Here is a 12,551-nt window from a genome sequence, read left to right as displayed (position 1 = left end):
TCACCTCCTCACAGGGGTGTGGCCGGCGGGGGCGGCAAGACGCGCGCCGCCGGGCCAGGGGATGGTCAGTTCTCGTCGCGGCTGATGTCGGCGCCGAGGGCGGTGAAACGGCCGATCAGATCGGCGTGCCCGCGGTCGATCATGGCGCCGTGGGTGACGACGGTTTCGCCGTCGGCGATGAGCCCGGCCAGGATGAGCCCGATTCCGGTGCGAAGGTCCTGGGCGACGACCTCGGCGCCGCGCAGTGGGTGGCCGCCGTTGACGACGGCCTTCTCACCGTCGACGGTGATGTCGGCGCCGAGGCTGATCAGTTCACCGACGAGGGCGTAGCGGGCGTCGTGGATGCGCTCCCGGAAGTAGCTGGTGCCGGTCGCTTGGGTGGCGAGGGCCATCAGCGGCGGTTGCAGGTCGGTGGCGAAGCCGGGATGGGTGTCGGTGATGACGTTGATCGGGTGCAGGTCGCCGGTGCGGGCGACGGTGGTGACGGCTCCGGCGGTGGCGAGTTCGACGCCCATCTGGTGCAGTTTGTGCCCGGCGACGCCGAAGTGGTCCAGGACGGTGCCGCCGACGAGTTTGACCGTGCCGCCGGTGATCGCGGTGGCCATGGCGAGGACTCCGGCGTCGATGCGGTCGGGCATGACGGTGTAGTCGGTGGCGTGCAGTTCCTCGACGCCGTCGACGATGATGCGGCCGGTGCCCGCCCCGGTGATCCTGGCGCCCATGGTGGTGAGCATCGCCACGACGTCGAGGACTTCGGGTTCGAGGGCGGCGTTCTCGATGATGGTCCGGCCCGGGGTGAGGACCGCGGCCATGATGAGGTTCTCGGTGCCGGTGTGCGACGGGGTGTCCAGGTACAGGGCGGCGCCTTGGAGGTTGCCGCCCTTGATCTGGATGGTGGTGCCGTGTTCGTCGATGTGGGCGCCGAGGCGGGCCAGGCCGCGGTAGTGGAAGTCGAGGCCGCGGGTGCCGAGGGCGCAGCCGCCGGCGCCTTCGAAGATGACCTCGCCGCAGCGGTGCAGGACCGGTGCGAGGAACAGCACGCTGCCCCGGAAAAGGCGGGTGAGGTCGGCGGGCAGGCGTGGGCTGGTGACGTCGGCGGCGTTGATGATGAGCAGCCGGTCGCCCGGGTGGTATTCGACGTGGGCGCCGACGAGCCGGGCGAGGTCCACGGCGCGCTGGACGTCGGTGATCGCTGGGACGTTGCGCAGGACGGTCTGACCGCTCCGGGCCAGCAGCGCGGCGGCGATCATGGGTAGGGCGGCGTTCTTCGCGCCTTGGACGACGACGGTGCCGCTGAGCGGCCCGGCGGGTCGTACGCGGTAGCGGACTGCGGTCATGTGGTGCTCCTTCAACGGGTATGGGCGTGCTTGGCATTGGTCGACGGTCGTCGAGCTGGAGGATGCGTCTACGGCGTGAGGGACAGCCGACCATTTGGGCGTTGCAGGTATTGGCGGCCACAGGCGGAGCAGCTGAGGGTGTCGTCGAGGCGCTGTCCGCACATGCAGGCCCAGCCGACCTGCCGTGCGGGGTTGCCCGCCATCAGAGCGTGGTCGGGCACGTCGCGGCCGACGATGGTGCCGATGCTGACCATGGCGTAGCGGCCGATGGTGACGCCGGGCGCGATGACGGCGTTGGCGCCGATGGTGGCGCCGTAGCGGATGGTCACCGGTTCCCGCCGCCAGTCGTTGCGGCCTTTGAGGTCCCCGTCCGGGGTGATGGCTCGGGGCGCCGGGTCTTCCAGCAGGTACACGCCGGGGGCCAGCATGACGCCGTCCTCGAGCGTGGCGCCGAACACCCCGCACCCGTCCTGGATCTTCACCCGGTCGCCGATGACCGCTGCCGAGGCCACATGGACGCCCTTGCCGATGACGCAGTCCGCGCCGAGCCGGACCTCTGCGTCGACCTGCGCGTAGTGCCAGATCCGGGTTCGTGCGCCGACGTGCGAGGTGGCGACATCGGCGGACGGCGCGATCCTCGGCGCGTCTGTACTTTCGTCCGCTTCGGCTGTCATGCCGGATCACCGACCGGTGTGAGCAGCTGCTCTAGATCGCCGACGGTCCGCACCCGCAGCAGGACCTCATCAGGTACCGGCTGACCGGTGCGTTCCTCCAGCAGCACGGCCAGGGTCAGGCGGCCCAACGAGTCCAGACCCAAATCGGTGAGCCGATCCTCGGCCGTGATGGTGCCGACGCTCCGCCCGCTGATGTCCGCCACGAGTTGCCGCGCCACGGTAGTGGCGGTCATCGCATCCTCCCGGCGGCGTCCAGCAGCAGAGGCAGGCACTCAGGCATCGGTGCGCGCTCCCACAGCCGGCGCACGGCCGCGGCGCGGGTCGAGGTGCCGGTGGCGATCTCCCGCAGCGCGGCGCCGAGGAACCGTTCCAGGAGTTCCTCCGACCCCGGTGGGAGGTTGCCGCCGGGCTGGCACAGCATCTCGACCAGTCCGCGGGCGGACCCGGTGATCAAGTCGTCTAGCGCCGGGATCTCGATCGTGCGCTGTGGGCTGTAGGGGTGGCCGCTGGTGGAGCCGGGTGCGGTGATCCCGTCGGCGACGATCGTTGCGGCGTGCGGGGCGAGCAGGACCCCGCATCGGTAGGTTCCGGTCGCCAGGTGCACCATCGGGTGTCCGGTCCGGCCGAACAGCGGCAGGTGGTCGAGGGTCACGGGGCGGTGCCCGACGCGGACCTCGACCAGGCCGGCGTCTCGCAATGTGGTGTTGAGTTCAGCGGTCGCGTCGTGCATGAGGGTGGCGATCTCGTCCAGGGTTGCTCGCTGGCCGTAGTCGGGTTCGGTGGACAGCCGGTTCGTCGCGCCGAGGTAGATGGTGCCGTCGCCGCGCGGGACCATGTGGCTGCCGCAGGCGAAGCCTCGGTTCGGTGTCCGCACGGCGGCAGGCAACGCGAACGGGGCACGCACCAGCAGCGACACCCCACGACCGGACCGCAGCGGCGGCGCCGCGACCTGCTCCGCTAGGGCGGGATCGAGCAGCCCGGTGGTGCCCGCACCGGCGGCGAGGACGAGATGGGCGGCGAGGGTCGTGCTGCCGTCCCCGGCCTGCACCGCCAGATGTTCACCGCACTCGTTGACGGTCGTCACGGTGGTGTTGTGCCACCGGCAGCGGGGATGGGCGTGCAACACGCTACTCAGCGCCTCCACCAGGGCGGCCGGGTCGACGCTGGCCTCGTCCGGCAGCCACAGCGCCTCGTACGCCCGTGTTTGCGGCGCCAGGCCCGGCACGTCGGCCGGTGCGGCGAACTCGGCCCGGTAGCCGTGCGTCTCGGCCGCCGCCGCGATGGCCTTGAGGTTGGCGGTGTCGTCCGTGCCGTAGCCGTTGCCGATCACCCACACGCCGTGAACGAGGTCCAACGTCCGGGCGCTCGCCGTGCTGATCCGGTCCAGCCACGCCTGGTAGCCGTTGCGGGCGGCCAGGCGTTCACCGACCTCCAGCCTGATCCGCTGCGGATCGTGGCCTGCCTCGACCTCGCTGAACACGGTCAGCATCGCTCCGGCGGCCCGGGACGCCTGTCCGGTGTGTTCTCCGGTGCGTGGGCCGATGACCGTGACCTCCAGCCCACGGTTGAGCATCTCGAATGCGGTGGCCAGCCCCAGCAGTCCGGTTCCCACCACCACGACGTCGGTCGCTGTCTGGTGCATGGTTGTCACCTGGTCCTTTCGCTCGGTGCGGTACGGGTGGCGGCGAGGGTGTGCACCTCGAACCGCAGGCCACGAAACGCCGCCCGCCCGGCGGCCCGCAGTGGATACAGCCGCGACAGCAGCACGTCACGGTGCGCGGCGTATCGCCGCAACGGAATGTCCAGCTCACACACCTGCACCGTGCGGCACTCGTAGCCCACCTCCCGCAGCAGTGCCCGCGTGCGCGGGATGTCCGTCAGTGACGAATGGGTCAGCAGGAGCGTGCCGCCAGGCGCGAGCAGCTCGTCCAGGCGGGCGAGCAGCACGTCGTACAAGGCGCGGCCGTCGTTGCCGCCGACGAGTGCGGCCTCGATGCCGTCGTCGGAGGCGTACGCCGGATCGTGCGGGAAATGCGGCGGGTTACACACGACCAGATCCCACGGCTCGGCCACCGGCAGCTCAGCGAGATCACCGACCACCGTCGACACTCGCCCCACATCGATGCCGTTGCGGGCCGAGTTGTCCACCGTCGCCGCCGCGCACGCGGGGTTGATGTCCAGCGCGGTCACGTGCGCCGCACCAGCGAGCAGCAGCGCCACTGTGTACAGGCCCGACCCGCACCCGACATCGAGCGCCCGCCTATCGGCGATCGGTACGCTCGGGTCGGCGTTCAACGCGGCCAGCAACGTCAACCCGACATCGGTCGGGAAAAGCACTGGCCCGCCCTCAGCTGTGTCGACCCGCAGCCGCTGCCCGCGAACCTCGACGTCGGCGGAGACCATGCCACTGCGGACCGGCTGCATCCGGCACAGCTCGTTCGCCGCACCCGGCGGTATCCGCAGCCGCGCCACGTGCGGGGGTGCACCATCGCTGGTCGCCTGGCTTGTCATCGGTCTCCTCCTTCGACATCGCACACCGACACGGCGTGCGGCTCCTCCGGCGGCTGGTCCACGCACCTCATGGCAGCCTCGCCACGGCTACGTCGAACGCCGCGTGCTCGGCGGGTGCCTCGGGTTTCGGGTCCTCTTCCGGATGCCAGTCCACGACCGACACGAGGCCGGGTTCGATCAGGTCCAGGCCGGTGACGAACCGTGCGATCTCGTCGCGGGTCCGGGCGCGGAACGTTCCGTGCCCGGCACCTGGCCGGGCGAGGGCGGTGAGGTCGCGGGTCGTATCCTCGGGCAGCGGATCGAACGTGACGTGGGACAGCACGAGGAAACTGCCTGGTGGTAGCCGCTCAAGGACGGCATTGACCACCGCGTAGGGCTGGTCGGTGTCGTCGAGGAAATGCAGGACCGCCACCAGCAGCAGCCCGATCGGCTGCCCGAAGTCGAGGGTGGCGCGTGCCTGTGGGCTGTCCAGGATCGCGGCCGGGTCGCGGAGGTCTGCCCGCAGGTAGCCGATGGCGTCCGGCTCGGGGCTGGTCAGGAGGGCGCGTGCGTGGGCGACGACTACCGGATCGTTGTCCACATACAGCACCCGACTGTCCGCGCTGATGGCGCGGGCGGCTTCGTGCACGTTGGGTGCGGTGGGGTACCCGGTGCCGACGTCGAGGAACTGATGGACCCCGGCCCGCGCCAGCCACCGCACGGCGCGGATCAGAAACCGCCGATTCTCCTGGGCGGCGGTGCGGATGTGCGGGAACCTCCGGGCGAGTTCGTCGGCGGAGGCCCGGTCGGCGGCGAAGTTGTCCTTACCGCCGAGCAAATAATCGTAGCGGCGAGCTGGGTGCGGCCGGGTGAGGTCGACGCCGAGCCGGTCCAGGTCGACCGGGAGTTCCGGCACGCCGGCTTGCCTCGCGGTCATCGTCTTCCGGTCGGCGCGCGGGAGTCGCGGCGCGGTCATGCGCGTGCTCCGGTGAGCCGGTCACCGAGCATCCGGTGCACGATTGCGGCGATCTGCTCGTCGTGCTGCTCACACGTCCCGTCGGGGTGGTAGTCGGCGGCGTCGTGCCGCTCGCGGCGTTGCACGATGGCGGCATTGGCGAGCTGCCAGCGACGCTCCCGATCGTCGGCCTGCGGGCCGGTGTCCGGTTCTGCCGTGTAGTGCCGGATGGCGGTGTCGAGCGTGTCTGTGGCCTGCTGGTGGCGGTGGCAGTCGCCGTGCAACGCCCCGACCCCGACCCCGACGAGGAGGGCGGCGAACCGTTCCTCAGCGATGGCCGGGTTGTAGTGGCGCTGTGCGTCGGTCCAGGCGGTGACCGCCTCGGCCGCGGCTTCGTCGCAGCGGCCAGCCATCTGCAGCGCGTCGGCGAGGTCGACGCGGGCGGTGATGGCGCCGGCGGTGTCGAGGGTGGCCATCTGATGGTCGAGGACTTCGCGGGCGATTTGGATCGCTTCGGGATGCGCGCCGCAGAGGCCCGCGGTGCGGGCCACGGTCCGGCTCGCGCTGACCCATTTCACTCGGCTGGGGTCCAGTTCGCCTGCCGCGCGGCGCGCGTATCGAGCCCAGGCCAGCACCAACGGCCGGGTTGCTGCGGCGACGGCGTCTGGATCGCTGCTGGCGTCGGCGGTGTGCGCGGCGCTGTCGCAGTAGAGCAGCGCGAGCCCGGCCAGCGCCTCGGTCGCTGGGTTGGCGGTTGGGTCGAGGGCGGCGAGGTGCCCGCCGATGGTGGCGGCGACCGCTGCGAAGTGTCCTTCCTCGTAGCGGGGTGTGACGGTGCGCAGGAGATGCCGGTGCGGGATGTCGTCGGCGATGGCGAACTCATCGCGGCATGCCTGGTCGGTGCACGCCGCGTCGGGGTGATACGTGCGGGCGTGCTCGGCCATCACCGTCAGGCCCTGGCTGTACAGCGTGAACAGGGTGGCGTTGTCACCGTCGCTGAACGCGGAGATGTCGATGGGGTGGGCCTCGGGGTGCTCGTCGTGGCGGTGGCAGCCATCGAACAGCAGATCGGCCCGGACCATGGCGATCATCCCGGCGAGGGTGCTGCGGGTCTGCTGCGCCCACCAGGCGGTGACGGCGGCGTCGGCGGTGCTGAGTGCCTCGTCGCAGCGGCCTTCGCGGTAGCGCCGCTCGGCGATGGCCATGCGGCAGGTGACGGCGTCGTCAGGGTCGAGGCGGTCGGTGAACGCGGCGAGGCGCCGCCACACCTCGCCTACTTCGTGCGGATAGCCGAGCCGCTGTAGTGTGCCGGCGGCTTCCCGCGTCGCGGTGAGCGCCTGCGACCAATCCAGGCCGGAAAGATGAAGGACGGCTTCGTGGGCGTAGCGCGCCCAGTCCAGCGCCGACACCGTGCACCCATTGGCGTCGACGTCGGCGGCTGCCGCGTACCGGCTGGCAACGTTGATGAGGACCGGGTGCGGTGCCGCGCTGGCCGGGTCGTACCCGAGCAGGAGCAGGCCGAGGAGCCGGGTGGTCATCGCTGTCTGCCGTTCGGCGGGCGGGGTGCCGCCGGTCGGGTCCTGCACCGGGCAGTCGGGGCGGTCGCAGATGGCGGCAGCGTGGACGCGGGCGGTGTGCTGCACACCGTTGGCGGTGGGCTGCACGGCGCTGTCCAGGACCTTGTCCAACTCGTTGCTGTTGTCGAGGTCGGTCACCCGGATCCGGGCCGCGACGGTCTCGGCCTGCTCGTGCCGGTGGCAGGTCTCCAGGCCGAACAGGATCGGCAGTGCCTGCACGAGGCTGGTGATGCTGGTCTCGGGATGCCGTGCATGCGCCTCACTGAGCGCGGCGAGGGCGTCACGGCTGGCCTCGCCGCAGCGCCGGTCGTACTCGCCAGCCGCCAGGAGGATACGGCGGTCCACGACGTCGTCGATGTCGCCGCGGGCGAAGGCGACGTCGATACCTTCCCGGGCAGCGGTGAACGCCTCCTCGTAGCGTCCGAGCCGGCTCAGGGCGCTGGCGTAGGCATCGGTGCTGGCCTGCCGCCGGTCAAGGTCCGGCGTCTTGCCAGGCAGGACGCGGCTGGCGTCGTAGGCATACCGCGCCCACGCCAGCCGGGCCGGATACGTGTCCGGGTCATCGCGGGTGATCTGGACCCAGAGCACGGCAGCGTCGATCAGCCGCCGGTCCGGTGCCGCACCGACCGGCGGCACCGGCGGCAACGCCTCCTCCAGCAGGGTCCTGGCCTCGGCCGTCCTGCCTTCGTCCAGCAGCCTGCCAGCACGGCTCACAGCGGCGCGGCGGGCGTCCAAGCGCAGGGTCCGGGACTTGCCGGGACGGCGGGTCATGGCAGGATCTCCAGACGATCAGGCGCCGCAACCGGCGTGGACAGCGGCTCCCGCCCCGTCGTGCAGGCGGGATGTGGGCATGGCTGGCCGTCGTGATGGCGTGCAGCATGTCGCGGCGCGTACGTGTCGAGGCGGTGTGTCACGTGGCGGAACATCGCGTCGGAGCGGACCCGGCGCCGGTGCGGCGTGACACGGGTCAGCAGTGCGGTGGCCTCGTCGTGGCGGTGGCAACCAGCGAGCAAGACGCCCAGCCACGCCACGGCGAGCAGTCGGTCGCCGTACAACAGGCCCGGTCGTTGCAGCAGCGGCCCGGCGAGGGTCGTGGCTTCGTGCAGCGCCTCGGTGCAGTGGCCGGCGTCGTGGAGCAGCCGGGCCAGAACGGTACCCGCCAGCACCGCCGGGCGCCCGGCGGCGCCGAGGAGCGCGACGAGTTCCCGTTGCACGCTGATCGCCGCACCGGCGTCCGCCGGATCGGTGGAGGCGCTGAGGACCTGGGCGAGCGCGCCGGTCGCCCGCCAGATGCTCGGATGCCCGGCAGGACAGGCGAGACGGCTGGCCGTGTACGCGTACCGTGCCCACGCCAGCCGGGCCTCATACTCATCCGGCGTACCGGGTGCGGTCGCGTAGACGACGGCGGCGTAGACGAGGGTCCGGTCCGGTGGCGCGGTCGTCGGGTCGTGCGGATCGAGCCTGCGGGCCAGGACCTCAACCGCCCACATCTCGTCCTCCGGGCACGCCTCCGAGGTGGAGCCCCGATAGGACATGGCGGCAGCGGACGCCTCCTTAAGGCGTTGCCGGGCCGCCGGGGTGAGCAGCCGCGAACCCCTGATGGTTGTCGTCGGGCTCATCGCACGAGGTCCCGCCAGACAGCGCCGCGATCGGCGGGATGCAGCGGCCCGCCCGGCGCCTTCGGCTGCCCGCCGCCGGGGCGCTGCGGGGTGGGACGGTTGGGGTCGAGGACGGTGTCGCCGCCCGTGCGCTGGGGTGGACACCGTAGAGGAAGGGTCACTGCTGGCTGCCTCGTCTAGTTCCGGTGCGTGCATGGTCACGGTGCTTGCCGGTGGTTGCTACGAATGCTCGGGATCTCGGCGGTGCGCGTGGTGCCTACGACGTACGGCGCTTGCGGCGGTAGCCGCCGCCTTTCGGCCGGAACTGCACCTTCGCCTTGGTCAGCACGAGGTGGGCCGTGCCGTAGGAGCACCCCATCGCGCTGGCGATCTGGCGCACTGACTGCCCTTGCTGGAGGTAGCGGCGTTGCATCTCGTCGCGGACTTGCGCGGTCCTCCAGTTCGGCTTCCCGCCCGTGGTGACGGACTGGGTAACGCCGTTGCTGTTGCTCATGTCGGGTCCATTCGAGGTATGCGACGGGCGGTGCGCTGGACGTCGAGGTGGGTGCGGGGTGGCCCGGTGCCTGGGGAGGCTCAGGTGGGGCCACCCCGCAGGGCAGCGGCTCGCCCCGGCGGTGAAGGGGTTCGTCGCCGCTGCCCGGCCGTCCCGTACCGGGCCGGCCGCAGACCGGCCCGGGACGTGCACACACCGCCTGCTGAGGTGCCGGTCATCCGTACACCGGTACCGCCGTTTCGGCGATCAGGTCCTCGGTGGCGGTCAGGATCTGGTGGACCACCGGGTGGAACTCCTCGACCCGAGCGCACATGTGTCGGAGCAGGTCCCGCAGGTCGGGCCGGTCGAGGTACAGCGGCTCCGTGAGGTTCAGGGCATGGATCAGGCCGCCGAGCGCGTCGGTCTGTGGGTCGGGTGGGGTGTTGCCGGTCAGGACGCTGCCCAACCGGCCGCGGACCCGGGCGATGTTCGCCGGGTCGGTCGGTGGGTACAGGCGTCGTCCACGGCCCAGACCACGCTTGATGACCTCGCGGGCGAGGTCTCCGGCGTACAGTCCGGCGGTGGTGCGTTCGTAGGCGTGCACGGCGAGGGCGCGGATCGCGTCCCGCACCGTCAGTGACCGTTGCCGGTCGGACATCGACCTGACCCGGCCGCCGCCGAGCGCGGTGATCGCCCAGTCCGAGACGGGGTCGCCGGACACGTCCGGGTTGATGACGATGATCTGTGGGCCGACCACGCGGAGCCGCTCCAGCGGCTGGAGCTGCTGGGACTGCTGGTCGTAGCCGGGCCGCCATAAGGGTCGCAGGAGCTGGTCGATGATGACCGCTCCGGCCAGGGCCACGGCGAGGGTGCCGACGTGGGCGAGGGGCTCACCGGCCTCGGAATGGGTGAGGAAGAACAGCTCCACCCGCAGCGGCTGCCGCAGGTTCGGCGGTGGTGCCTCACCGATCGGATAGCTCGTCATGTCGGGTCACCACATCGCCCCGGCGAGAGCACGCAACCGCTGGTGCACGCCGCCGTACCCGGTCGCGCCCCGCAGGACGGCGGTGTCGATCGCGGCGTGCATCGTGTAGTTCGGGTCGCACACGTTGCCCGGCGCCGCCCGCCCGGCCTGCGAGACGAGCTGGTACGCGTCCAGGAGTTCCAGGCCGGTCAGTTCCACGACCCACGTGACGAGGTCGTGCTGGCTGATGCGGTAGGCGTCCTCGAGCGGCCGGGCCGCGCCGATTGACATCAGCTGGTGGTCGGTCTCGATCCTCGGCCACGGCGTAGCGCGGCCCTTGATGACCTCGACTGCCAGGGTGACTCGCATCGCGCATTCAACCCCGACGCCGCACACCTCGCCCTGGCCCTGGCGGGCGTGCCCATCCCCGAACGCCAACAGCGCGCCGGGCACGTTGACGCCGAGGTACAGGGTGGTACCGGCCCGCAGCTCCGGGACGTCGAGGTTTCCGCCGTGCGCGTCCGGGACGATCGACAAGCGAGTCTCCCCGCCCACCGGCGCGACCCCGACAGTGCCGAGCATCGGATCGAGCGGCAACTTCACCGTGAAATCCGAGCGGCGGGCGTGGTAGCGGACCACCCCGGCGTGCCGGTCGATGTCGTACTGCCAGACCCGCTCCTCGAGGGGCGGGTGCAGCATCGCCGTGGTGTGCGTCGCGGTCAGGGCGCCGAAGTGCGGGAACGTCGCGGACATCCCCCAGTCCCGCGCCGGGTCCAACGCGATCAGGTGCACGGCGAGGGTGTCGCCGGGCTCCGCGCCCTGCACGTAGAACGGGCCGACGACCGGGTTGAACTGCTCGCACACCTTCGACGGAAGGTCATCCACAGTCAGCACGGCACCGCTGAAACAGTCCTCCGTCACGGTCCGCAGGACCTGCCCGGGGCGCAGCATCGTCACCGGTTCCGCGCCACCGAAGGTGTACAGGGTCGGCTCGTCCTGTGCGTAGTCCACAACGCTGATCGGCTCGGTCATGGCCGGCCGTCCCCGTTGAGACCGGACAGTGTCGGACGGCGACCGGCAGCATAGAGGCCGATCAGGACGACGGCGCCGACACCGATCCAGACGAACCCGAGCCGCTGCGCAGCGACGTCGGCATTGATGACGACGTAGCCGAGGATCACGAACCCAGCCGCCGGGACGAACAGGTGCGACCACAGGTTCCGGGACCGTTTCCGGATCAGGTAATGCCACACCACGGCGACGTGCAGCACGAGGAACGCCGACAGCGCGCCGAAGTTGATCAGCGAAGAGAGCAGAGCGATGCCGTCGGCGCGCCACGCCATGTACAGGCCGATCGCCACGGACAGCACACCGGTGAGGGTGATCGCGTTCGCCGGGACACCGTGCCGGACCGAGATCTTGCGGAGGAACGCGGGGAGCTGCCGGTCCCTGGCCATCGCGAACAACAACCGTGACGTGGCGACCTGCGCGACGAGCGAGTTGGCGACACCCCAGGCGATGGCGGTCGCGACCGCGCACAACGTCGCCAGCCACGCCCCACCGGCCTGCCGGGCGGCGTCGTAGAACGCGACACCGTCCGGGTCGCCGTTGTCCAGGAGACCTGCCGGGTCAGGTACGAGGAGTGCCGCGACCCATGTCTGCACGATGAACAGCACGCCGGCGAGGGCGAGCGCGGCGGCCATCGCTCGGCCGATCTGGCTCGGGCCGCCCTTGTTCTCCTCGGCGAGCATCGAGATGCCGTCGAAGCCCAGGAAGCTGAGGACCGCGATCGACACGGCGCCGAAGACCAGCGGCCACGTGAACGTGCTGCTGCTGAACAGCGGGTCCCACGAGAACCCGCGACCGCGGCCCTCCAGCAGCGCGTTCACACCGATGGCGAGGAAGACCGCCAGGACGATGAGTTCACCGATCAGCATGATCCTGGTGATCAGGGCGGTCATCCGGATACCGAGCAGGTTGACGGCAGTGTTGAACCCGACGAAGCCGAGCAGCCACGCCCACACCGGCACCGCCGGGACGGTGGCGTGCATCGCGACCGCCGCGATCAGGTACAGCAGGCTCGGCACCAGCAGATAGTCCAGCAGGATCGCCCACCCGGCGAGGAACCCGACCGGCGCGCCGATGCCCCTCCCAGCATAGTTGTAGACCGACCCCGCGAGGGGGAACGCCTTCACCATCTGGGCATAGGACGCGGCAGTGAACACCATCGCCACCATCCCGATCAGGTACGCGAGGGCAACCATGCCACCAGAGCCGTTGTATACCGACCCGAAAATGCCCATCGGCGCGATCGGCACCATGAACACGAGGCCGTAGAACACCAGGTCACGCAGCCCGAGCGTCCGCCGCAGCTCTGGCCGATGGCCTGCCCCGACGATCGGCTCTGGATCACTGTGCTCCACCGGTAGGCGCTGTCCTGTGCGCATGCTGATGTCCTCCCCA

At 70.9% G+C, this 12,551-nt stretch carries 12 protein-coding genes; all 12 read right to left on the bottom strand.

The features are described from left to right. Window positions 1-65: 65 nt before the first annotated feature. A complete protein-coding gene (murA, locus tag ACQEVZ_RS30060) occupies window positions 66-1,337 on the bottom strand; it encodes a UDP-N-acetylglucosamine 1-carboxyvinyltransferase (protein ID WP_433372652.1) in 1,272 nt (423 codons plus the stop codon). Between the two features lie 68 nt (window positions 1,338-1,405). Beyond that, window positions 1,406-2,011: an acyltransferase gene (locus ACQEVZ_RS30055; RefSeq protein ID WP_433372649.1), complete on the bottom strand. Its 606-nt coding sequence runs from the start codon at window positions 2,009-2,011 to the stop codon at window positions 1,406-1,408. Beyond that, on the bottom strand, window positions 2,008-2,244 hold the full coding sequence (locus ACQEVZ_RS30050) for an acyl carrier protein (RefSeq protein ID WP_433372646.1): 237 nt from the start codon (window positions 2,242-2,244) through the stop codon (window positions 2,008-2,010). The genes ACQEVZ_RS30055 and ACQEVZ_RS30050 overlap by 4 nt, the downstream gene beginning before the upstream one ends. Next, on the bottom strand, window positions 2,241-3,653 hold the full coding sequence (locus tag ACQEVZ_RS30045) for an NAD(P)/FAD-dependent oxidoreductase (protein WP_433372643.1): 1,413 nt from the start codon (window positions 3,651-3,653) through the stop codon (window positions 2,241-2,243). Before ACQEVZ_RS30045 ends, ACQEVZ_RS30050 begins: the two co-directional genes overlap by 4 nt. Before the next feature lie 5 nt (window positions 3,654-3,658). Beyond that, window positions 3,659-4,522 carry a methyltransferase domain-containing protein gene (locus ACQEVZ_RS30040; protein ID WP_433372640.1) on the bottom strand — a complete coding sequence of 288 codons (864 nt, stop codon included), beginning with the start codon at window positions 4,520-4,522 and terminating at the stop codon, window positions 3,659-3,661. 67 nt (window positions 4,523-4,589) lie between these two features. Further along, a complete protein-coding gene (locus ACQEVZ_RS30035; RefSeq protein WP_433372637.1) occupies window positions 4,590-5,477 on the bottom strand; it encodes an SAM-dependent methyltransferase in 888 nt (295 codons plus the stop codon). Then, window positions 5,474-7,804: a hypothetical protein gene (locus ACQEVZ_RS30030; RefSeq protein WP_433372634.1), complete on the bottom strand. Its 2,331-nt coding sequence runs from the start codon at window positions 7,802-7,804 to the stop codon at window positions 5,474-5,476. The genes ACQEVZ_RS30035 and ACQEVZ_RS30030 overlap by 4 nt, the downstream gene beginning before the upstream one ends. Beyond that, a complete protein-coding gene (locus tag ACQEVZ_RS30025) occupies window positions 7,801-8,652 on the bottom strand; it encodes a hypothetical protein (RefSeq protein ID WP_433372631.1) in 852 nt (283 codons plus the stop codon). Before ACQEVZ_RS30025 ends, ACQEVZ_RS30030 begins: the two co-directional genes overlap by 4 nt. A 256-nt stretch (window positions 8,653-8,908) precedes the next feature. Continuing rightward, window positions 8,909-9,145 (bottom strand): helix-turn-helix domain-containing protein, encoded by a 237-nt coding sequence (locus tag ACQEVZ_RS30020; protein WP_433372628.1) that lies wholly within the window; start codon window positions 9,143-9,145, stop codon window positions 8,909-8,911. 214 nt (window positions 9,146-9,359) lie between these two features. Further along, window positions 9,360-10,109, bottom strand: a complete 750-nt coding sequence (locus tag ACQEVZ_RS30015) for a GOLPH3/VPS74 family protein (RefSeq protein ID WP_433372625.1) — start codon at window positions 10,107-10,109, stop codon at window positions 9,360-9,362. A gap of 6 nt (window positions 10,110-10,115) precedes the next feature. Beyond that, window positions 10,116-11,120 (bottom strand): acetamidase/formamidase family protein, encoded by a 1,005-nt coding sequence (locus ACQEVZ_RS30010; RefSeq protein ID WP_433372622.1) that lies wholly within the window; start codon window positions 11,118-11,120, stop codon window positions 10,116-10,118. Then, window positions 11,117-12,535, bottom strand: a complete 1,419-nt coding sequence (locus tag ACQEVZ_RS30005) for an APC family permease (RefSeq protein WP_433372619.1) — start codon at window positions 12,533-12,535, stop codon at window positions 11,117-11,119. The genes ACQEVZ_RS30010 and ACQEVZ_RS30005 overlap by 4 nt, the downstream gene beginning before the upstream one ends. Window positions 12,536-12,551: the final 16 nt, after the last annotated feature.

Source organism: Dactylosporangium sp. CA-152071 (assembly GCF_050936335.1).
GTDB classification, from domain to species: Bacteria; Actinomycetota; Actinomycetes; order Mycobacteriales; family Micromonosporaceae; genus Dactylosporangium; species Dactylosporangium maewongense.
Note: the sequence above shows the minus strand (reverse complement) of the source record. Positions and strands in the feature narration are given on the sequence as shown.

Coding starts and splice junctions, on each gene's coding strand:
- murA (WP_433372652.1), bottom strand. CDS start 1,337: ATGACCGCAGTCCGCTACCGCGTACGACCCGCCGGGCCGCTCAGCGGC.
- ACQEVZ_RS30055 (WP_433372649.1), bottom strand. CDS start 2,011: ATGACAGCCGAAGCGGACGAAAGTACAGACGCGCCGAGGATCGCGCCG.
- ACQEVZ_RS30050 (WP_433372646.1), bottom strand. CDS start 2,244: ATGACCGCCACTACCGTGGCGCGGCAACTCGTGGCGGACATCAGCGGG.
- ACQEVZ_RS30045 (WP_433372643.1), bottom strand. CDS start 3,653: ATGCACCAGACAGCGACCGACGTCGTGGTGGTGGGAACCGGACTGCTG.
- ACQEVZ_RS30040 (WP_433372640.1), bottom strand. CDS start 4,522: ATGACAAGCCAGGCGACCAGCGATGGTGCACCCCCGCACGTGGCGCGG.
- ACQEVZ_RS30035 (WP_433372637.1), bottom strand. CDS start 5,477: ATGACCGCGCCGCGACTCCCGCGCGCCGACCGGAAGACGATGACCGCG.
- ACQEVZ_RS30030 (WP_433372634.1), bottom strand. CDS start 7,804: ATGACCCGCCGTCCCGGCAAGTCCCGGACCCTGCGCTTGGACGCCCGC.
- ACQEVZ_RS30025 (WP_433372631.1), bottom strand. CDS start 8,652: ATGAGCCCGACGACAACCATCAGGGGTTCGCGGCTGCTCACCCCGGCG.
- ACQEVZ_RS30020 (WP_433372628.1), bottom strand. CDS start 9,145: ATGAGCAACAGCAACGGCGTTACCCAGTCCGTCACCACGGGCGGGAAG.
- ACQEVZ_RS30015 (WP_433372625.1), bottom strand. CDS start 10,109: ATGACGAGCTATCCGATCGGTGAGGCACCACCGCCGAACCTGCGGCAG.
- ACQEVZ_RS30010 (WP_433372622.1), bottom strand. CDS start 11,120: ATGACCGAGCCGATCAGCGTTGTGGACTACGCACAGGACGAGCCGACC.
- ACQEVZ_RS30005 (WP_433372619.1), bottom strand. CDS start 12,535: ATGCGCACAGGACAGCGCCTACCGGTGGAGCACAGTGATCCAGAGCCG.